The sequence below is a fragment of the Moritella sp. 24 genome, from assembly GCF_018219155.1.
Taxonomy (GTDB): domain Bacteria; phylum Pseudomonadota; class Gammaproteobacteria; order Enterobacterales; family Moritellaceae; genus Moritella.
The window spans coordinates 2,854,312-2,875,146 of sequence record NZ_CP056123.1 but is presented as its reverse complement, the minus strand read 5'-3'; the positions used below and the strand labels follow the sequence as shown (position 1 = coordinate 2,875,146).

General features: G+C 40.5%; 18 protein-coding genes. 9 read left to right on the top strand and 9 right to left on the bottom strand.

What is annotated here, in order from left to right:
- Nucleotides 1-110 precede the first annotated feature (110 nt).
- The 3 genes from hutC to HWV00_RS12745 all read right to left on the bottom strand — a co-directional run bounded on the left by hutC (nt 111) and on the right by HWV00_RS12745 (nt 2,229).
- Nucleotides 111-815 (bottom strand): histidine utilization repressor, encoded by a 705-nt coding sequence (hutC, locus tag HWV00_RS12755; RefSeq protein ID WP_211681798.1) that lies wholly within the window; start codon nt 813-815, stop codon nt 111-113.
- Nucleotides 816-1,079: 264 nt separating this feature from the next.
- Nucleotides 1,080-1,589 carry a GNAT family N-acetyltransferase gene (locus tag HWV00_RS12750; protein ID WP_211681796.1) on the bottom strand — a complete coding sequence of 170 codons (510 nt, stop codon included), beginning with the start codon at nt 1,587-1,589 and terminating at the stop codon, nt 1,080-1,082.
- Nucleotides 1,590-1,713: 124 nt separating this feature from the next.
- Entirely contained in the window at nt 1,714-2,229 is a 516-nt protein-coding gene (locus tag HWV00_RS12745) for a GNAT family N-acetyltransferase (RefSeq protein WP_211681794.1), read from the bottom strand.
- Nucleotides 2,230-2,804: 575 nt separating this feature from the next.
- On the opposite strand from HWV00_RS12745, the gene HWV00_RS12740 reads away from it, so the two are divergent.
- On the top strand, nt 2,805-3,143 hold the full coding sequence (locus HWV00_RS12740; protein WP_211681792.1) for a cytosolic protein: 339 nt from the start codon (nt 2,805-2,807) through the stop codon (nt 3,141-3,143).
- 161 nt (nt 3,144-3,304) lie between these two features.
- Here HWV00_RS12740 and HWV00_RS12735 read toward each other — a convergent pair whose 3' ends face one another.
- Complete coding sequence (locus HWV00_RS12735; RefSeq protein ID WP_211681790.1) at nt 3,305-3,799, bottom strand: DUF308 domain-containing protein; 495 nt, start codon at nt 3,797-3,799, stop codon at nt 3,305-3,307.
- Nucleotides 3,800-4,217: 418 nt separating this feature from the next.
- Between HWV00_RS12735 and HWV00_RS12730 the strand changes: the two genes are divergently transcribed.
- A complete protein-coding gene (locus HWV00_RS12730) occupies nt 4,218-4,937 on the top strand; it encodes a DUF1566 domain-containing protein (protein ID WP_211681788.1) in 720 nt (239 codons plus the stop codon).
- A gap of 28 nt (nt 4,938-4,965) precedes the next feature.
- Nucleotides 4,966-5,541: a DUF1566 domain-containing protein gene (locus tag HWV00_RS12725; RefSeq protein ID WP_211681786.1), complete on the top strand. Its 576-nt coding sequence runs from the start codon at nt 4,966-4,968 to the stop codon at nt 5,539-5,541.
- 188 nt (nt 5,542-5,729) lie between these two features.
- Here HWV00_RS12725 and HWV00_RS12720 read toward each other — a convergent pair whose 3' ends face one another.
- From HWV00_RS12720 to norR, 4 genes are all read right to left on the bottom strand, one after another.
- Nucleotides 5,730-6,176 carry a universal stress protein gene (locus HWV00_RS12720; RefSeq protein ID WP_211681784.1) on the bottom strand — a complete coding sequence of 149 codons (447 nt, stop codon included), beginning with the start codon at nt 6,174-6,176 and terminating at the stop codon, nt 5,730-5,732.
- A gap of 232 nt (nt 6,177-6,408) precedes the next feature.
- Nucleotides 6,409-7,896, bottom strand: coding sequence for a hybrid-cluster NAD(P)-dependent oxidoreductase (locus tag HWV00_RS12715; protein ID WP_211681782.1), 1,488 nt, complete (start codon nt 7,894-7,896; stop codon nt 6,409-6,411).
- A 150-nt stretch (nt 7,897-8,046) separates the two neighbouring features.
- Nucleotides 8,047-9,711, bottom strand: a complete 1,665-nt coding sequence (gene hcp / locus HWV00_RS12710; protein ID WP_211681780.1) for a hydroxylamine reductase — start codon at nt 9,709-9,711, stop codon at nt 8,047-8,049.
- 186 nt (nt 9,712-9,897) lie between these two features.
- The gene (norR, locus tag HWV00_RS12705) at nt 9,898-11,466 is read right to left on the bottom strand and encodes a nitric oxide reductase transcriptional regulator NorR (RefSeq protein WP_211681778.1); all 1,569 of its coding nucleotides are present in this window, start codon (nt 11,464-11,466) and stop codon (nt 9,898-9,900) included.
- Between the two features lie 321 nt (nt 11,467-11,787).
- On the opposite strand from norR, the gene HWV00_RS12700 reads away from it, so the two are divergent.
- Nucleotides 11,788-12,138 (top strand): hypothetical protein, encoded by a 351-nt coding sequence (locus tag HWV00_RS12700; protein WP_211681775.1) that lies wholly within the window; start codon nt 11,788-11,790, stop codon nt 12,136-12,138.
- A gap of 94 nt (nt 12,139-12,232) precedes the next feature.
- On the top strand, nt 12,233-12,775 hold the full coding sequence (locus HWV00_RS12695) for a hypothetical protein (RefSeq protein WP_211686555.1): 543 nt from the start codon (nt 12,233-12,235) through the stop codon (nt 12,773-12,775).
- Nucleotides 12,776-12,836: 61 nt separating this feature from the next.
- On the opposite strand, the gene HWV00_RS12690 is transcribed toward HWV00_RS12695, so the two are convergent.
- Nucleotides 12,837-14,840: a hypothetical protein gene (locus HWV00_RS12690; protein WP_211681773.1), complete on the bottom strand. Its 2,004-nt coding sequence runs from the start codon at nt 14,838-14,840 to the stop codon at nt 12,837-12,839.
- 204 nt (nt 14,841-15,044) lie between these two features.
- Between HWV00_RS12690 and HWV00_RS12685 the strand changes: the two genes are divergently transcribed.
- From HWV00_RS12685 to HWV00_RS12670, 4 genes are all read left to right on the top strand, one after another.
- Nucleotides 15,045-18,251 carry a hypothetical protein gene (locus tag HWV00_RS12685; RefSeq protein ID WP_211681772.1) on the top strand — a complete coding sequence of 1,069 codons (3,207 nt, stop codon included), beginning with the start codon at nt 15,045-15,047 and terminating at the stop codon, nt 18,249-18,251.
- Between the two features lie 82 nt (nt 18,252-18,333).
- A complete protein-coding gene (locus HWV00_RS12680) occupies nt 18,334-18,513 on the top strand; it encodes a Flp family type IVb pilin (protein ID WP_211681770.1) in 180 nt (59 codons plus the stop codon).
- A gap of 53 nt (nt 18,514-18,566) precedes the next feature.
- On the top strand, nt 18,567-19,430 hold the full coding sequence (gene cpaB, locus HWV00_RS12675) for a Flp pilus assembly protein CpaB (RefSeq protein WP_211681768.1): 864 nt from the start codon (nt 18,567-18,569) through the stop codon (nt 19,428-19,430).
- Nucleotides 19,427-20,830 (top strand): type II and III secretion system protein family protein, encoded by a 1,404-nt coding sequence (locus tag HWV00_RS12670; RefSeq protein ID WP_211681766.1) that lies wholly within the window; start codon nt 19,427-19,429, stop codon nt 20,828-20,830. Before cpaB ends, HWV00_RS12670 begins: the two co-directional genes overlap by 4 nt.
- The last annotated feature ends 5 nt before the right edge of the window (nt 20,831-20,835 follow it).

Here is a 20,835-nt window from a genome sequence, read left to right as displayed (position 1 = left end):
TTTATTGTGACTAAGTGCTGGTTTTATGAGTAAAGTGTAGGCATTTTTTTGATAATGGTCGACTTTATAAAATCGACACATCATTTGGGGTAATTGTCTGAATGGAAGAGTTAAACTTCAGCTTTTAAGCTTAATTTGTATTTATCTGCTGGGTGGTAAAGTAGAGCAACACTGATGAGATCTTGTTTGCTCCATGTGCGACGGTTAAGCAGTAAACAAGGCTGTAATGCTGATAAATTCAGGTGTGCTTGAATATCTTCTGCTGCAATGACAGCCTCTACGGTATGTTCAATTGAACTCAATGGACAGTTTTTAGTGAGGTATTCATTGGGTGTCGCTAAGGTAAAATCTTGCTTTATGTAGTCAGGTGAAAACTGTGGGTTAACCCAACGCTGTTCAAGTTGTAGTGCTATATCGTCTTCAAAGTGAATGATTTCACTGAAGAAGACAGGCGTTTCAAGCTTAACGCCTAATCGCATCGCAATTTCGTCATCAGCTCGAATGGTTAACTGACTTAATATTTTGTTGCTGTAGGTTTTACCGCGCTGGCTTATTTCATCGGCAATATTACGAATGTGATTAAGTGATGATTCCGCTTTTTTGTGGCAGACGAACGTGCCTAAGCGTGGTGTCCGTTCTAATAAACCTTTATTCACTAGGTCACGAATTGCTTTGTTCACTGTCATGCGGCTGACATCAAACTGTTTGGTTAATTCGAGTTCTGTGGGGATCTTACTGCCAGGCATCCAAACGTGCGTATTGATTTTGTCTTCAATGAATTGCTGAATTTGAATATAGCGTGGCGAACTGTTCATAACGTTTAACCTTAATAACTTCGAACTTTAATTGACTATACAAATGATCTATTAGTTAGTAATTAAATGCAAGTTATTATGTGTTGTTGGGGAAGGGGGAGGATTTGCATTTTAGATAAGCTCTAAGCCATTACTGGACAGAAACGGCTTAGGGCTAATGCTTTAAAGGATATAGTTCGCATTACAGAAAGTATGGCTAGATTGAGATTAACGCTGCGTTAAGTAGTGAGCAATAACCTAAACTATTACGCCTTAAACGCCTTATTATAAGGCGGATTTTACGGTTAATTCTTTCTCTAACCACATAGAACTAATGTACTTACCATTTTTCTTGGCGTACTCATTGAACACACCAATTTCTCTGAAGCCAAAATGCTTATGCAGTACAATTGATGCTTCGTTTGGTAGGGCAACACCAGACAATACTCGATGAACACCGTGAGTAAAAATACATGAAAACAACTGAGAGTACAGTTTAGAACCTAAACCTTTCCCTTGAGCTTCTGAGGTTAAATAAACCGTTACTTCAACAGTATCACCAAATGCGGAAATATCTCTGTATGGTTGAGAACATGCAAACCCAAGCAGTTTTCTATTTGCAACGGCGACATAGAGTTGATGTTTGGGATTTCCAGAAAACTGAGAAAACCAATTTTGGCGATTTTCCAACGTAAATGGAGATTCTTCAAAGCGAGCATTGGTATGCTCGATATAGTAGTTAAAGATATCCGTAATACCTTCTACATCTGTTAATTTTCCTAGCCTAATTTCCACGTAATGTCCTTTTTCGTTCGAGCCTTATAACGCCGTACTAATCGGCACTGACGATTAACTTTGCTAAGCTCACGTAACTTCAAACCAAAACCACTGAACGTTACGCGTCCGCTTGAGTAAGTTGTTAAGATAACGGTAGCTTATACTCAACAGCATCTTTGACTTCACCATTAAGCTTCGAATAATTTGCAATGTCCTTAATCTTGCTGAAACCATTACGTTCAAGTACTTTTTGTGAACCTAAGTTGGTGCATAGAACCACTGCTGTCAAATAATTCAACTTAGTCTCCGAGATCAAATATGCGACCAACTTATCGACCGCTTTTGACGCAATACCTTTGGAGGTAAATAGCTCTCCTATGCGATAACCTAGCTCACCAGAAAATGTGTCAGTTTCAACTCGATGAACGTTTATCCGGCCACAAATTTCATTAGAATCACTACGGATAAGCATTGGATACATCTCACCTTTGGTATGCAGTGATAAATACTCGGAAATCTGCTCTCTCACACCTTGCGGAGTGTAGAAGGATTCATTACGCGGCGGAACATGTTGTTCAAACCAAGAGCGATTAGTCAATTCAAAAGCTAAAAGCGAATCAACGTCTTCTAAGGAAATTGACTCAATTGATATATTCATTTTAGTTACCTTAAGATCTGTATAGTAGGACGTCTCGAATCACCAAATCAGTTAACCATTGAAAATAATCATTATATCAGCATTTTTTATTGTCTGTTTCTAACAAATCGAGACTGCTTTCACCAACATACCAATAATACGGTATAAAACCAGCCTGTCTAACCATTTCTTTGTGCATAAATATGATCAACTAAGTGGGTAAATTTTGCATGATAAAATGTATGGTAAACCGATATGAATATATTGTGGCTGAGCAGTCACTCTAAGCCACTTTGGGGCAAGAACTTGTCAGAATAGCGGTTAATTGGAACCCTACAAAATAGGGTTCCTTTCGACTAACAATCAGTGCCTTCTGAAAGTAACAATACGTTTCTAATTCAACTCCAAGGTAGCGATAGTACGAATAGTTAATCGCTTTCTGATCCCGCCTTTGGCTTGGAAAAAGAACATCACCGCTGGTCAGTGCAGCAATAAAAATCCATTTCATTAGGCTTTGTTGAGTTCTTGCCGTTATCTCTACTACATTCTTCCCTAATAGTGATAAAATCTCCGCACCAAAATAACCGAGAAACCCTATGTTTATCCATCATGTTAACGGCATCGACTGGCTGGTGATTACAGCTTTTGAAGAACTGAAAACTATATTTATCGAAGAAGCTGGTGCGATCCCCTTTTGCTTATCTACCGCCAGCGAATTAAACCTGATTGATCAAACCAAGCGCACTTATGGATATTTGCCTACACTCAGCGGCGTAATCACCGATACCGGCACTTTTCAAAGTCAGGATAACGAAGAAGATTTGAACCCACAGCTTGCCTGCGTAGTTGAGGGGCGTGGTCGGGTATTTATCTATCACGGCGGCTTTGTGGCTTTTGTAGATGACGAGCAAACCTTTATTACCCGAATTGACTGAACATTACTTCTAGCATTACAATCATTTAGCTAGCCTATATGTGGCTAGCTAAATCCTCTCATTCACTACACCCTAAGTTAGAAACTAAACGACTTTTATCAAAGCAAAATGAAAAGCCTGACCGTATTCGCTGTATTACCTCTATTTTTCACGCATTGATGTTAGTTCATTTTTGATACTGCGTGCTGCTCTACCATGAACGTAATCACTTCATCACTTAAGCAAGATTTACTGACGTATTGGCGCTGTTTTCCCATATGAAGGATAAACCCTAAATCGGTTTGTTGAAGTTGGTCGATTTCAGTCCATGCGATATTGTGGGTTTTTTTACGGTTTTTATAACTCACACCGTTAGCGTCCCCCTGAAATACTACTTTGCTGCCTGAGTTTAAGCTGAACTTTTGTCGCCATAACCACCAGCTTCTTTTAAAATAAATACTGAACATCTCAATGATACTCAAAACAATAAAGAACCAACCAACGTAACCGCTGGGTAATAGCTCAAACTTCACTAAAACCACACCAAAAATAAGAAAAAGTATTCCTTTAAAATAGGCCTTTGGAAATTTAGCAGGGCGGTTAGTTTGATCATAACACTCAGCAAAAAAGGGCTTGTCGAGGGTGTATTCTGTGATGAAATCAAAATCTTTAGACATATGTGACTACTTTGAAGTTTTCTGTGAATGAATATCTCATGCTGCGATCTCGCAACTCGAGTATTGTATCGCTTTTCCGTGCTTTTCTTTAGCTGTTTTGATCCTCTTTTGTAAATGGCAAGGTCGACTCTCGCCATAGCCAATTATATCGAATACGACAGGACCACACGTGAGAGAGTGACTACTCTAAGCCATTTAGGGGGATAAATACAAATACACCACGGTAAAGGCGAAGGTATAAGTTGCTAATGCCACCTCATAGGTTTAACGACCGACACCTGACCTCTTATATCCGGAAAATAAAACGTGACTCATAGCAAATTAAGTCTAGCAACTATCTAATTTTCATTGATTTTTTATGAAGAATTGATGTTTGTAATCTAAACTTCTAGCTAAGTTACTCTTTGGGCAAGCATTTATGCAGTATTTAATTGTATTTTTGAGTCTCTCACTACTCGTTGGCTGCCCTAATAGCAGTGATAGTAATGTTGAGCGAAATAGTTATCCTGGCACTGGAGGAGGGGAGTTTTCGTCTGATTATACGATACGGTTTAATTTAAACCCTGCAGGACTAAGCTTAAATGAGAATTTTACTCGCCAAGAGCAATCATTAGACTTTACAAAAATTGGAACACAGGGCTCTGCGATTACCTCTGATGCCACGGAGTGGTCTTGCATCTTAGATAATCACACCGAACTGATGTGGGAAGTTAAGTCTGCGGTAGGTAAGGGCAGCATTAACGATGCAGATTATAATTACTCTTGGTTTAGGTCGAGTGATGAAAGCTTTGAGGGGCATGGCGTTTCTGAGAATGGGGGAATTTGTATTGATAGCAATCATTGTGATACTGAGAAATTCACGCTTGTTATGAATCAATTAAACTGGTGTGGTTACAATGATTGGCGCTTACCAACACGCGTAGAACTACAAAGTATTGTTAACTACTCGCAGGATGTGCCTGCAACTGAAACTGCATTTTTTCCCTATACTCAAAATGACTATTATTGGACTGCGGATATTGATATTGACGACTTGGACTCAGCTTGGGTAGTTAATTTCTTATATGGCAATATTCAAGGTAACTTGACTAGCATACCAAGGGCTGTTCGATTAGTGCGTAATAATCGCGTGGAATAAAAATAGTCGTAATCATAAAAAGGATGTAATGATGGATACCCGCCTAATTTCTCATACACTTTACCTTGTTAGTACAATATTATTATTAACTACATCGATATCAGTTAAAGGATTAGAGCAACGCTGTAATGATAATGCCGAAAATTCGACACCTACTGGACGTTACATCCGAAATAGTGATGGCACTGTATTTGATAAAGCAACACGGTTAGAGTGGCAAGTTTGTGTTCGTGGACTCGCCGGTTCGCGTTGTAATATCGGGAACTTGCAGTATTTCACTTGGTGGGAGGCATTAGCTGAAGTCGAGGTATTTAATAAGGAAAGTAGTAATCATACCGATTGGCGATTACCTGATATAAAAGAACTTTATAGTATTATTGAAACGGCTTGTGAAGAACCTAGCTTAAATAAATCAGTTTTCATAAACCATCCGTTATTACCTGCTGTGTCTAAGTCTTGGTCTAGTACACCGAGTAGTAGTAATGCAGGGAAAGCGTGGCAAATTGAATTTCAAAATGGATTATTATATACCCTATTAAATAACGAGAAGTTAACGGTTCGTTTAGTCAGAACATGTGATGAAACATGTCAGCAAGCTTATTGATTGGTACTTATTGCTGAGTAAATTGTTCTCCTAACTAGTTTGGCCTTCAACTACCGCAGTTGCAGGCCAATATTAAGTTTAACTATCCATTTTCTAAAATACCGTTGAGGTAATGGATCTGTTGTATTTTAATATCTTATAAATGCGCTTTGATAAAGCGGTGGTTGCTCTAGTCATCGACTGTCTTATTATGTTTCAAGGTAAACAATTAATAAATCAGTGTCGACGGTGTCTGCAATTTTTCGTATTGAAGATAATAAACGGCTCCAGAAGTCATGATGGTGTCCACAAACTAATAGATCGGCACCTAATTGATGGATCGCTGTTGTTAATTCTACTTCCAGATCACCGATTAAAACCAGCGTGTTTTCAACGGGGTAATCAAGCTGTTCGGCAAATGCGCTGAGCTCTGTTTGTAATTGCTCCTTCTCTTTTTCGTTATTGTCCGTGTCTTCAAGTTCTGGCGATGCTAACCATGGGATGTCCCCCGGACCTGAAACTTTCAAATGATGAGCACTAACATAAATAAGTGAAAGCTTAGCATTAGCCTCTTTTGCTAATGAGATAGCTTTATTTATCACTATTTCACTGGGGTTAGTTAAATCGACAGCAACTAATATATGGTTATAACTCATTGAGTTTCCCCTCTACAAAATCTCTTGTTAATAGTAGCAGAGTTATCGTGGTTCAGTATATTTAGCCTTATTGTTGGTCTTTTTATCTCGCGGTAAAATGTCCAAACAAGAGCGATTAACCATAAAAGGTAATTGAGGGATAGATAGGTAGACACATAAAATCGAGGTATCGATAAAGCCTGCCACTTTATGATACCCCGATGCTTATTTTGTATTATTTACACTGCGATGATTAGCTCAGTGCTACAGCTATATCTTCTTCAACTGTACTTGAGCAGGCTAATACAAACCCTTGCTCAATTTCTGCTGCGGTGAGTGTTTCAGTACTGGTTGATGTCACCTTGCCTTTAGTGACTTTACATTTACACGAACCGCAAACACCGGCGCGACATGCACCAATAATAGGCACGCCATTATTCTCCAGTAGTTCTAATAGTGATGAACCTTGGGCGACTTTTTTCTCGACAGAAAAATCGGGTACGAACAACATCACACTGGCTGTTGATGCACCTGATGTTATCTTATCTTGTTGTTTGTTATCTGCTGCTGGTGTAAAGCTTTCTTGGAAGAAGTTCGCCATATCAAAATTACTTTCTTGCGCTATATTTTCTACTGCTTTCATAAAACCAACAGGGCCACACAGGAAGATAGTACGTTCTTTTAAATCGGGATACAGTTGTTGAATAACGTCTGAGCTCACCATGCCGGTTTGATGTGGTAGGGCGCTAGGGTTTGTCTTCTTATCTGAACTGTTATTGATACTGAAATCGGTAAAACCATCGCTATTTTCTAACAGTAATTGCACTTTGAAGTTACTGTGCTGAGCGACTAATGTTTGCATTTCGGCATGGAAGATGACGTTGTCTTTGTCTCTTGCGCAATGTAAAAATTCAATGTTGGCTTCGCTATCTTGCGCTAATAATGTCTTTGCTATCGACATAACAGGGGTGATACCACAACCTGCGCTAATGAGCAGTAGTTTAGACTTGTGCTGGCAGTCGCTGCTGTTGAATTGGCCTGCAATGTTTAATGCAGACAAGTGATCACCGATACTTAAATTATCAGCTAACCAATTCGATACTAAACCGTCAGGTACACGCTTAATGGTTAAGCGTAATTGCTTTTGTTGTGGTTCCGAGCTAATTGAATACGCGCGGTAGTGAGTTTTGTCTTCAATTTTAACCGCTAAAGTGACGAATTGACCGGGCTTAAAATCAAAGAGTGTTTGATCTGCTGCGGCAAAGGTAAAACTCATGGAATCGTGGGTTTCATTTTCTCGTTTTACCAGTACTAATGAGGTTGTAGTTGGCGACCAGATTGTTGGTTTTACGCTTGGTTTTACAGTTGTTTCACCCAGTGAGAAACTCAGTTTCGGAGTTGATAGCTTAGGAGTTGATAGCTTAGGAGTTGATAGCTTTGATGATGGTTTTGCTGCGATTTTTGAATTGTTGTTATCAGAACCACCAAGCGCAAAACTAAGTTTAGGTGGTGTTAGTTTAGATGCAGCTGGTTTCGCTGTATTTTTTGAATTGTTGTTATCGGAACCACCCAGCGTAAAGCTAAGTTTAGGTGGTGTTAATTTAGGTGCTTGTAGTTTACTGCTTACAGGCGCAGGTTGTTCTTTGCTCGCCGCTGATTGACCCAAGCCTGTGCTGTTTAATTTTAGGGGCTTAAGTGTTGGAGGCGTAAGCGTAGATGAAGGCGTTTTTGAAGAAGACATGAGTTGCACCTATGGCTGTAATAATTAAATGTTTGAATAGGGTGATGGGGTTATGGTGTGTAGAGCGCTTTTAATCAATGCGGTATATCGGAATATGACCGCATTGATCAACGAGTGTTATTTACTCGCTAACTGACTTATCTGCCAATGTTATTGACCTGAAAGCATCGTCGCTAAATCAGTTTCTACGTCACCAACACTGCGCATATCAAAGTTATCTTGTAACGCTTTGATCAAGTTGTCAGTTAAGAATGCAGGGGCAGTAGGACCGGTATAAATACCTTTGATGCCTAAAGCGAATAGCGTTAATAACACCACAATTGCTTTTTGCTCGAACCAAGATAGAACGATGCTTAGCGGCAGTTCATTCACGCCACAGTCAAACTCTTCTGCTAGTGCTAACACTAATTGAATTGCAGAGTAAGTATCGTTACATTGACCCACATCTAATAGACGCGGAATGCCATTGATGTCGCCAAATTCTTTCTTGTTGAAACGGTATTTACCACAAGCGAGTGTGAGTACAACTGAATCCTCTGGCGTGTTTACTGCAATGTCAGTGAAGTAACTACGTTCTTCTTTATCGCCATCACAACCACCGATAAGGAAGAAGTGCTTGATGTTGCCAGCTTTCACTTCATTGATCACAGCAGGTGCAGCTTCCATCAATGCGTTACGACCGAAACCAACGGTGATCAGGTGCTCAATTTCTGTGTGGGCAATACCAGGTTGTGCTAATGCACATTCGATTACTTGTGAGAAATCATCACCTTCAATATGCACAACACCCGGCCAACCAACAATGCTACGAGTGAATAGACGATCTGCGTATTGGCCTACGTTTGGATTGATGAGACAGTTAGATGTCATCACAATAGCGCCAGGGAAGTTAGCAAATTCTTTCTGCTGATTCTGCCAAGCACTACCGAAGTTACCTACTAAGTGAGGGTATTTCTTTAGTTCTGGGTAACCGTGCGCAGGTAACATTTCACCATTGGTGTAAACGTTGATGCCTTTACCTTCGGTCTGTTGCAGGATTTTTTCTAAATCATGTAAGTCATGACCCGAAACAAGAATACATTTACCCGCTACAGGTTTTACGTTTACTTGTGTTGGTTGTGGGTGGCCAAATGTATCTGTTTCACCTTTGTCTAGTATCGCCATGATGCGGTAGTTGAGTAAACCAATTTGCATTGATGTTTCAAGTAGGGCATTGGCATCTGTTGGTTCTGTGCCTAAGAATGCCATGATTTGATGGTATTCAGCGCAGATAGATTCTTCACTTTGACCAAGTACATGGGCATGTTCCATGTATGCAGCTGCGCCTTTAAGGCCGTAAAGGCATAATAAACGCAGACCAATAATGTCTTCGTGTAATTCTTCATGGCCACGGTTTACAGCGGCTTCTGGTGCGAAGTTCATGATTTCTTCAGCGGTAGCTGGTAACACAAATTGTGCTGCTGGTGATAATTCAGGTAATGCTTCGCCCGTTGCTGATGCTGCTGCCATTACTTGTGTGCGTAATTGGATCTTATAGCGTTCGGCAATTTCAGTGTATTCAGTAATACGCTCTGGCACAAAGTTGACGTTAGTTAAAGTAGAGAAGAATGCGCGTGGTGCCCAAGCGTCGATTTCAGTATCGATGATGTCGTATTTACGCGCAAGCTCTGCCCAGAAAGAAACGCCTTGGAGATTAAATACAAGTATGTCTTGCAGGTCTGACACATCAGCCGTTTTGCCACACATACCTTGAGAATAAGAACAGCCTTTAGCCGTTGGTGTTTGAACCGTTTGCTCACATTGAATACAGAACATTTAAAACTCCATTATAATTATATGATTGATATCGAATTAACGATGATCTCATAAACTATATTGCAGCTAATGTGCCAACTTTTATCTTGTTGATATTTAAGGGTATTGTGTTTTGTTGAACTTGATTTTGATGTGGTTATTACAACACGCTTGATGTGATTAGTACATCAAGCGTGTTCGGTAGGGCTAGACTAACTCAGCTGCGCGTAATGCTTTGGGTTCAATGCCGAGTTTTTTGCCCATCTTGTATAAATTACCGCGATCCATCTGTAAAAACTCGGCTGCTTGTGCCCACACAAAGTTTGATTGCTGTAGGGCATGAGTAATGAGCTTAGTTTGATAGGTTTCAACGGCATCGCGTAGCTCAAATGATGCTGTGGGAAGCGTATTTGATTCTGTTTCTGCATTGTATGAATAGGTATGGCTGACTTCATCAGATAAGTGTTGTTGTTGGATCAGACTTTCCTGTGCTTGAATTGCCCGCAAACCTGCACGCATTAAAGTATGTTCTAACTCTCGGACGTTACCCGGCCAGCTGTAGTGGTTGAGTGCTGTCAAAGCTTTTGGGTGTAATTGTAATTTAGCCACATTGAACTGGGTGCGAACGCGGTCGAGTATGTGACCGGATAATACTGCGATATCACCTTGTCGCTGACGCAGTGGCGGTACGTTAATTGGGAACACATTTAAGCGATGAAACAAGTCACTTCGAAAACGACCCGCTGCGACTTCTTCGGTTAACTCTCGGTTAGTTGCTGCGATAATGCGGACATTAATCATTAAGTTCTTATCAGCACCGACACGTTGCACTTCACCTTGTTGAATCACTCGTAGCAGTTTTGCTTGCATTAACAGCGGTAATTCACCAATTTCATCTAAGAATATGGTACCGCCATCAGCCAGTTCAAATTTACCCGCGCGACTGTTATTTGCCCCGGTAAAAGCGCCTTTTACATGACCAAATAGTTCACTTTCAGCCAGAGATTCGGGCAGTGCTGCGCAGTTTACGTAAATCATCGGTTGTGTGGCGCGTGATGAATTGGAGTGCACGGCATGGGCGACGAGTTCTTTGCCTGTACCTGTTTCACCGCTGATGAGTACGGCATAATCGGAGTAAGCAACCATGCTTATATTGTCACGTAAGCTTTGTATTTCTGGGCTGACACCGACTAATTCTCCGCCTTTATTACGTGCTTCTTGGATCAATACCTGATTCATGTTTTGTTGCTGGCGATGACTTTTACGTAAGGCTTCAACCTGATTTACATTGCGAATTGTTGCAGCGGCTAAGGCTGCAAAGGTCGCCACGGTAATATCATCAATACGGTTAAATGCCCCGACTTGCATGGCATCAAGGGTGATAAGGCCAACCAAATGATCTTCAACATACAAGCTACAGCCCATGCAATCATGTACATCGATAGATCGGTTTGGGTCGTTTTTTAATAAACCATCAAACGGATCTGGCAGGGTAGAACTGGCAGGAAATCGCACGGGTTCACGACTGGCTAGAATCGCACTTAGGCGAGGGTGTTGTAGGGGATCAAACTTCTGCCCTAATACTTCATCGGACAAACCATTTACGGCCGCAGCAGACAATAAACCGGCGTCATCAAGAATAAACAAAGCACTCGCATCGCAGGGTAATACTGATTGTAGAGACTGCATTAAGCGTTGGTAGTGGTGACCCGAAGGCAAGTTTAAATTGAGATCGAGTGCAATTTGTAACATAGCTTGGTCGAGAGTCGTTTGCATGATGAAGCCCTAATATCGAGAGTGATGTGATTTTTACATCGTGGTGTCATGGCTGTAAATACAGGAATGCTGAAACGTGGATATAACGAAAGTTTTATTGATCTTGATTAATTTTATAAAGGATTATTTTATTCGTTATGATTTTTAAAATGGGTTTTAGTTTGATGCATTTAACGAAGTAATGTAATGATGAATGTACTGACTCAATGATTGAGTTAGCACTGAGGTAATTATAAACAACTTGGTATAACGTGGAGTGTTATTGCGATGAGTAGGTCAGGGAATAGGTTTAAGAGTCGCTCAGGAAACAAAAGTATTGCTGTGCTTTCTTTTCAAATATTGGTTGATTTGGGAGAGTTAGCACTTGATAAAAAGTATATCAATTTATGGTTTTCATGGTTGTGGTGGTTAGGCACAACAAGCCTATTATTTGTCATCTATGACAAAACTAGTCACTTTATACCACTCGTTATCGGCATTGTATCTGCAACGAGTTTATTTTTTATTGCATTGGCAATGATGCAAAAAGTGTTTAACTATTTAGTCGGTAAATACCGTGATAATGGATTAGCGATATCAATTTCATTCATTTTTCTGGTGATAAATTTGGTGCTCTCTATTGGTTTTATTTTATCAATGACAAAAGCCTTTGGTGTATCAATCTTAGGTTAAACAAAGTGTTTTTTAAGTTATTCATAAGCCATGTATAATACGGCTTTGTTTAATGAACGATTTTGTTTAATGATAGAAATAGGCGTAGGGTGTGATGATAAATAGAGGTTTTGGCTGTTCTAAATTTACCTTTGCTGTGTATTTAGCAAATACGCCAAACATGTTGGAGTATCAAGGTATACAGAGTGTTAACTCCCTCGTGACAGGAGAAATTAATGCGATAGGTCAAGCGTGCGGGAATGGTTGGCGTAAAGTCTTTAACGTCTATGCGAAATTGTTGTATGCGTTAAATCCAGCTGATTTTTCATTTGCACAGCGAGCCCCAACGTGGCAGAAATATCGTGATGAATACTTGCTACAAGCAGGCAGTGAAACTGCGTTGTTATTTAGTCCACCTTTATGTGATAAACAAGCTACAACGATACATATTATATGCGGGCGTACTTACGCAAAGACCTTGCTTTCATCTGGTCAGTTACAGGCTAATTTAGTGTGGTTAGACGATGAATTTGCGGTTGATGTAACAAACCGTTTAATTGTCTGTCCTTATTTTGATTATCGACAGTTATCCAATATTAAAATTGAGCGTTTGTCTGTGATGCTCAGCGAGTTAGTTAATCGCGTTAACACACGATGAAATGACGAATAAACCTACCTTAGTATTCTCAAGTAGGTTTATTCGTTGTGCTTCGCTTATATTATATCGCTTTAGATACGCTAATACGTTGGTCGCGATAATCTCCAGTAATAATCACTTCTTTTACATCTGCAACAGACGTAGCGCTACTTGGACGCCATAGCAGGTCAATATCACTAAACTGCTGAGTAACTTCATCCTTCTCACCAATATCGCGTAATAATTCGGCCAGTGTGATACCTGTTAATGAACGACCTGAGGCCACAGACCAGCGTGTTAGCAAGTCTTTTGATAACATCTGTTTTGCTACTTTAATGGCTGAACCAGTTAAATTATCGAATTGAATATAATCAATAGCCCCCGAACGACTAATAATAATACGGTTACTCAGCATGCTCATGCCATACACATTACGGTGTGAATACGCTTGTGAGTAGATAACCTCTTTTGAGGCATTATCGATGAGATATATGTTTTTATCTGTGAGTGCGGCGCTTAGCTTACCGCTTGGATCTGAGGCGAGTTTCGTTACATTTTCACCCAGTACCAAGGTGGCATCTGCTGAGTTTGGTTGAGCAATGTCAAACCAGCTTAGCGTCTTGGTTTTATCACTGACAATCAAATATTCATCATTGTTCACGAAAGCGGCATGATCGATGTTATTTTTCATTATTCGGCTACGGCTTTGAAGAGTTTCAGCGTTGATAACAACTGCTTCAGGTGCCGATGTTTGTAATACCAATAATGATTTTTGTTCTTTACTTAATGTGAGTTTTGGCTGGGTTGAAGATAACATATAACGCTTGCCTGTTGGTGCTAATGTTGAACTTGATAATTGTTGTAATTCTTTTGTATTTCCAGCAAACACTGCGGTCACCAAGTCCTGATTGTGAGATACAATTAAGTCTTTGATATGGTTGTTTTTACAGTCGGCAGATGAATCAGGTAATGTCGGTTCGACAGGTGTTGGTGTTCCGCCTGATGCGCGGCTTAATGTATCAAGATGCACTTCGGATGATAGTCGAGATGACTTGCTATTTTTACCTAGTTCAGTGAGATAAATACCGTTAGTACCTGTGCTATTACAGCTGTCGGTTGCGGTATAATCACCCCATATGGTGGGCTGATAAATCAAGTAAGCATTCTGGTTGTGATTACCTTGTGCTGCGTATGTCATTGTAGATGTTGGCTGTGTACCACCGCCGTCACAATCATCGCTATAACTATAATCATCATCGTCGTCATCACAATCGTCGTGATCGCGAGCGTCATACTTCGATATGCTTGGTAATAGCGGTTTATCACTTGTGGTTGAAAATGTAGAACTCGACCCTGTCGTAGTATCCACTTGCAATAATTTATCACCGTAAACAAGCGCGAGTAGCATCCCTGTATTTTCATTTATGGTGATAGAACGAGGTGAAAATAATGTATTCACTGGATAAGTACCGGAGATGAGGTACTGGTTATTTAAGTTTACATAACGGTTGTCCAGATCCGCTTGTGACAAGCTTTGGGTAATATCAAAATTAGCAGTGCTGATCATTTTATCAACCGCTGCTGATATTTTCAGTACCTTTGAATCTCCCTGTAAAGAAAGAGCATGTTCAAATGAAGCAAGTAATAATTCGGTTGGTTCTTTTGGCCCATGCTCGTAATTTAGCTTGTTAAAATCAATACCATACTGGTCGCCAAATAACTGTTGTAAATATGCTTTGGCTTGCAGCGCACTCCCTGATATTTGTGGGTTGAACAGTACTTCATTTTGAATCAAGGTGGTAAACGGGCTGATGACTTCTGCACTCGCTGGTGCGGTGAGTAAATAATTCACATCATCGATGAGATAGGGCAAGTTATTACTGCTAGGCACTGTCGCTACGTTTGCCACTTTTTTTTCCTGTGAACCACACGCATTATTTCGGTCTGCATCCAAGCAAGTAGATAATTTACTGTAGGCATAAATATCAGCGGTTGTTTTGCTCGTTTGCTCACCGCCACAGCTAATGATGAGACTACAGCTTGCCAAAATTGTCGCTATTTTTGACAGTTTATACTTTCCATTCATAATATTAGCACTTCATTTGTTGAAATTTCATACCAGATGTTGTTCGTTTTCTGGCCACCATTAGTCTATTAAGCTCAATTATCAACACTTATCGATCAAACACAATTGATAATCACTCTCATTACCGTTAGTATATGCGAAAAATTATGTTTGACTATAGTTTTCATAAAGTTATTTAAACTAACATTAAAAGGGATAGGGAAGATGTTGTTAGGAGCAAACAAATCACTGCTCGCATTAACAGTGATTGCAGGAACTGTATTGACGGGTTGTAATGAAACGGGTGCAGATCCAAAGTCGACAACGCCTACAAAACCGGTCGTAAAACCAGACGCGCCAACTGTGCCAATCGCTAACGATGACTTAGATCAGTTTGGTTGGACTTGGAGTAATAACTTCAGCGGCAAGCAGTTTTACGAAATCAAAATACAAAATCAGCCATGGAAAACGGTGAATGGTAATCCTCACCAATTACCGATCGATGCAGTATACGCTGCGGGTGATGTTCAACTCCGTGTAAAAGCTGATTCGACACAAAATAGAGTGGCGAGTGAAGCACTTATTAGCACGTCCCCTTATACCGCAAGCGCTGTTATTGTTAGACCTAAAGCACCGACAAACCCTGCTCAAGATGATAATTTAAATACCTTTGATTGGGATATCGTTACTGGTTTTGATAACGATAGCGAGTATGAATACTCACTGACAGGCGGTGTAGATTGGACGACTGTTGCGGTCAAACCCTTAGAAGTCGGTGATGTTGATATTGATGCTGGACATGTACAAGTGCGTGTTAAAGCAAACGCAGCAACGGACACATTAGCGGGCGCTATCCTTATTAGCTCTAAAGCATTTACAGCGGGTGTGCCCGTTGTTATTGCTGCACCCACATCACCTGATATTGTAAACAAAAATATTGGTAGTACGGGTTACCCAAGTGAAGTTAAAACCAATGGTTTCAGCTGGGATTGGGTGACGAATTCGAATACGAAGGTTACTTATGATCAACCCGAACATTACGAATTTACCAATGATGGCGGAACTACTTGGCAGGCTGTAACGTATAAGCCTCAACACGTTGGCCCTAAAGCGTATGATAAAACCAACGTTGGTGTACGTGTTAAGAAAAACGCAATCGCGAATCAAGTGAATCCTGCTGGCGAAACCTTATTTGCAACCGCAGCGAGTGCTGATTTTTATGTAATACGTGTTGTATCAATGAATAAGTGGAATCAGTCACGAGATTTAACATCATCAGGTAGCTGGTCTAAAGCTGGTAGTGATGGCTGTTATATTGAATACGATACTAAAGGCGAAAACCCACAATTTTGGGCTTATGCTGGTGGTAACTCTAGCGCAGATAGCGTACCTGAATTGTCAGGGAAATCGTTCTGTGACATATCAAATTGGTCGTTACTTAGTACGGTAGACATGACGGCTAAAACGCTCATTGATTCAAGCTATATTACGAGTACTTTTAATGACTACCTCGTGAGTAATGACAAATACGATGCACACTGGGCATCTGAAACTGTCAATGATACTGAGACGTTTAAAAAAATAAGTGCGGGCAAAGAAATTACTAGTTCGTATACGAATGCGAAAGTAATTTTAAACTGGGCATTACCAGACACAGCTAAGATAGTCACTGATATGACTGCTGCAGATACGGATATTAAGGCATTAGTGTCGCTACAAAATGGTCATTGGCAAACAACCTCGACTAACTTAATTGCTGTTATCAATAAACTCGAAGCGTTAGCTGGTCAACCTTTGACGCCATTATTATCTGATGTGACAACTGCGGAAGGTGAAGCGAAAGCAATATTTGATGTATTGACGTTAGCCCTCGTTGAATATCAAGAAAAGCTCGATTTATTCACACTTTACTCAACTATGCTCGAAAGTGATAGCAGCGTTGATGATGCTTTGAAAGCAACAATTAATACCAATATAGCATCGATTAAAGTGGCGTTTATCAATTTAACCGCACTGCATACCTCATTCAATTCGGCATTAAACGTGACGCCAGCGTTAACAGCCCTTATAAAATTGACGGATGAAAATACAGCAGCAAATACCACCAAAGATGCATTATTAGCGGCAACAAATGGCGCAGATATCCATGCGAAGAGTTTAGACCTATTTGCTGCAACAGCCGCAATCAATGATTTTATTAAGGCGAACATCAAGATCACCGCTGACCTGCAAGCGGCGACTGATGAATTACCAGCTGCGAATAACTCTGGCCTAATTTCGGCACTTAATAAGTTACTTATTATGTTTAGTCATTTACCAACATCAGCGGATGCGGACGCGTTGACTGAATATGCTGTTAAAGGGTTAGAACGTGCGTCAAGTGCGGGTTATAGCGTTGCAGCTGCCGATGCTGTTATTGGTACTCACTTTGCTAAGTTAGATATCAACGGTGATTATTTACCAAGTGCGACATCGTATGCACAAGGTTGGCGTTGTGTGATGGATAACCGTGATCCTATTCGTAAACGTATTTGGACATTACTGAAAGATGGGCTGCCAAAGGGTGCTGATGATTTAGCGTTTGATGCGTCAGGTGCTGGTATTGCAAGTGTGATGGGTGTTGGTGGCTTAGTTGAGTCAACAAAATTAGCGCAATTATGCGGACGTAGTAACTGGGTCTTACCAACTCAAGATCAGCTAATTTCGCTTGAAACTGGCTTTGTTAAAAATAACGCAACAATTGATGTTGAAGTATTCCCCAATCATCTTGCTTTTAAGCCTGAATATGACATCAATGATTGGCTATCCGGTGCTTTACCTGCAACAAAATTTTGGTATTGGACTGCTGAAGAACGCAGTAGTGATGAACAGAAAACTTATCATTATCGAACCGTTAATAATTCTTCATCAGGCGGCTCTGAATCAAAACAAGGAGATGAAGATGAAGTGGTACTTGGACGTTTAGTGAGTGAAATTAAATTGTCTTATCAACTGCTTGATAGTGTAGGTGCTGTGACGAGTAATATTAATGATGCTGTATGTGCTTATCAGCCGGAAACAAAGAAAACGTGGCAGCTATTTGATTCTGCTGATTCAACGACAAGAGCGAAGGAATATGGCAACACTAGCTCGGATGCTGATTCAGTATTAGCTGAGGTGTCTCGTATTAATAGTGACGGTCTGTGTAATAAAAATAATTGGCGCGTGCCAAGCTTAGCTGAATTAGCGTTATTAGCACCTGTTGATAGCGCGGTATTCCGTAACAACAATGTGGAAAAATCGAGTTCAACGCTTTGTTATGTGACTGCCGACGGCGCACAGAATGGCCGTCAAAAGTGCTACAACATGAACACTAATAAGGTTTCTGATGTTGATAAAATCATGTATGGCTGGAGTACAGCGTATGTTTATCGTTTAACAGCATCTGATTAATCAGGTATTTACCTGCTTTTTTATAAGGCAGTTAGCGAATGTTAACTGCCTTATCACATTATAAAAACAATAGAGATAAAAAATGAAAAACAACAAACAAAAACAACGTGGTGCAGCAGCCATTGAATATGCCATTTTAGCGGCTGCGATGTCACTTATTATGCTGCAATTTTTAGGCAGTAACGGTGACCTGACTGAAGCTATTAATGGTACGTATGAGTCTGTTATTCAGAAGCTTCAAACGATTCAAGACGATAAGTAATACTTTTAATTCAGCTCATTACGGTATAGACCGTATTAATAGAAGCAATAATTATGAATGCAAAACGTTTAGTTTATCTGTCTGTTTGTATCTCGCTATTGGGATTAGTATGGTTGTTTTTTGGCTTGTCTGCACCAGCAAAAAGCACCCCTAAACAGACGACTGTTAAAACTTATGAAGTACTTGTAACGACACAACATATCACCATTGGTCGCCCCTATAGCGCCTCGTTATTCGCTTGGAAAAAAGTAGATGAAAGTGATGTAGATGATCGTATCGACTTTATTGATAAAGCGACTTTCTCTATTACTCGTTTGGAAAATACGGTCGCAGCCAGTGATTTTTCTGCGGGACAAATATTAAGTCCATCAGACTTTTTGAAACCGGAACAAGGTGGATTTTTATCCGTGATGTTACGTCCAAACTACCGTGCGGTTTCAGTGCCTGTTGATGAAGTCACTGCGAATTCGGGTTTAATTGGTCCCGGTGATCATGTTGACGTGTTATTGCTTGCATCAAAAGCGCAAGAGTTACGCTCACGCGGTAATGAAACCCAGAGTTTATACGTTAAAACCATCGCTCAAAATGTCCGAGTATTGGCATTTAACGACGCCTTACAATTGACGCGTTATATGGAAAAACAAAAGAGTAACAAAGGTGTTATTCCAGATAATAGTACCGTGACGTTAGAGGTTTCGCCAATACAAGCGAACCAAATTACGTTAGCAAATCAACTTGGTACGTTATCAATGGTACTGCGCAGTAAAAACAACGATGAAACAGGTATCGCAGCTATTCCTGCGATTAATGTCGACGATATTTTACCTGCCATCAAGCAGGTTCAACCTGATATTGGTTTAGTTGAATTTCGCGCGAAGGATAAACGAGTGATGAGCAATGCAGGAAACGAAAAATGATTAAACAATTAGTGAGTGCATTGTCGCTATTATTACTTAGCGCTGCGTTACAAGCGCAAACCTTAGATGTGGTATTAAACAAAGCCCGATTAGTGGTGTTACCAAAAACTGCGAAATCTATTTTTATTGCCAGTAGTGGTATTGCCGATTATCAAACATTAACCAACACCAAGATAATGGTATTTGGTAAGAAAACAGGCAGTACATCATTGTATGTACTCGATGCAAAAGAAAATGTTATTTACTCTGCAACAGTGAAGGTTAACCATAATGTCACCGAACTTAATGACCTGATTCATAGTGAGTTTCCTGACGCGATATTTAATGCTGAGTCGACAGCGGGTAAGTTGTTCTTAAAAGGGCAAGTACCAACACCAAGCATGGCAGAGAAAATTGTTCGTTTGTCTGAAGGTTATGTTTCTTCACTTGCCGTTTCTGAGTCGAGTGAGGGTCAGCAAGGGGATAATGAGAAAGGTGCGACTGCCGCACCTGCTCCAGCCACTAAAACGGATGATGATGAGCTAATAAACCAATTGCAAGTCACCATGCCTAATCAAGTTAACTTGCGTATTCGCATTGCTGAAGTGTCCCGTAAAGTATCAAATAAATTAGGTATTAAGTGGGGCTCACAGGGTTTTGGTACCGGTACGTTTGCATTTTTAGAAAACTACGGTGGCAAACTTGGCGGTGTTAATCCTGCGGGTTGGGCTGATCTATCGGTGATCGTTGATGCATTAGCGACTAATGGCATGATGTCGGTATTAGCTGAACCAAACCTGACCGCAATGAGTGGTGAAGAAGCATCCTTCTTAGTGGGTGGCGAGATCCCACTGCCGTTAGTTTACAGTGATACGGCCTCGGTTGAATATAAGCAATTTGGTGTGAAATTAGATTTTAAACCTGTCGTATTAAGTGCTAATCAAATTAGTCTAAAAGTATCTTCTGAGGTCAGTACTGTGTCATCGGAAACCAGTGTGCAAATTGGTGGCCAGCAAGGCAGTTCTTCATTCCCGACCTTTGTAACGCGCCGTGCATCAACGACGGTTGAATTGGCTAGTGGTCAAAGCTTTGCGTTAGGGGGCTTGTTGCAATCAAAAGATATTGAGCAGTTACAAAAGATGCCATTGCTGGGTGATATTCCGGTACTTGGTGCGCTATTTCGTTCAACAGAATTTCAGCGTGAAGAAACCGAACTCATTATTATTGCGACTGCTTATTTAGTGCAACCAACACGTTCTGACTCGTTACCGCTACCGACGGATGGTTTGATCCCGATGAGCGATGTTGAACGTTTATTAGCGTGGCCAATATCAACACAAGCAACAAATTCAACAGACAATGTAGATCGTACCGACAATCGCCAACCGCGACTGCTTGGCGATAACGGATTTTATTACTGAGGTAG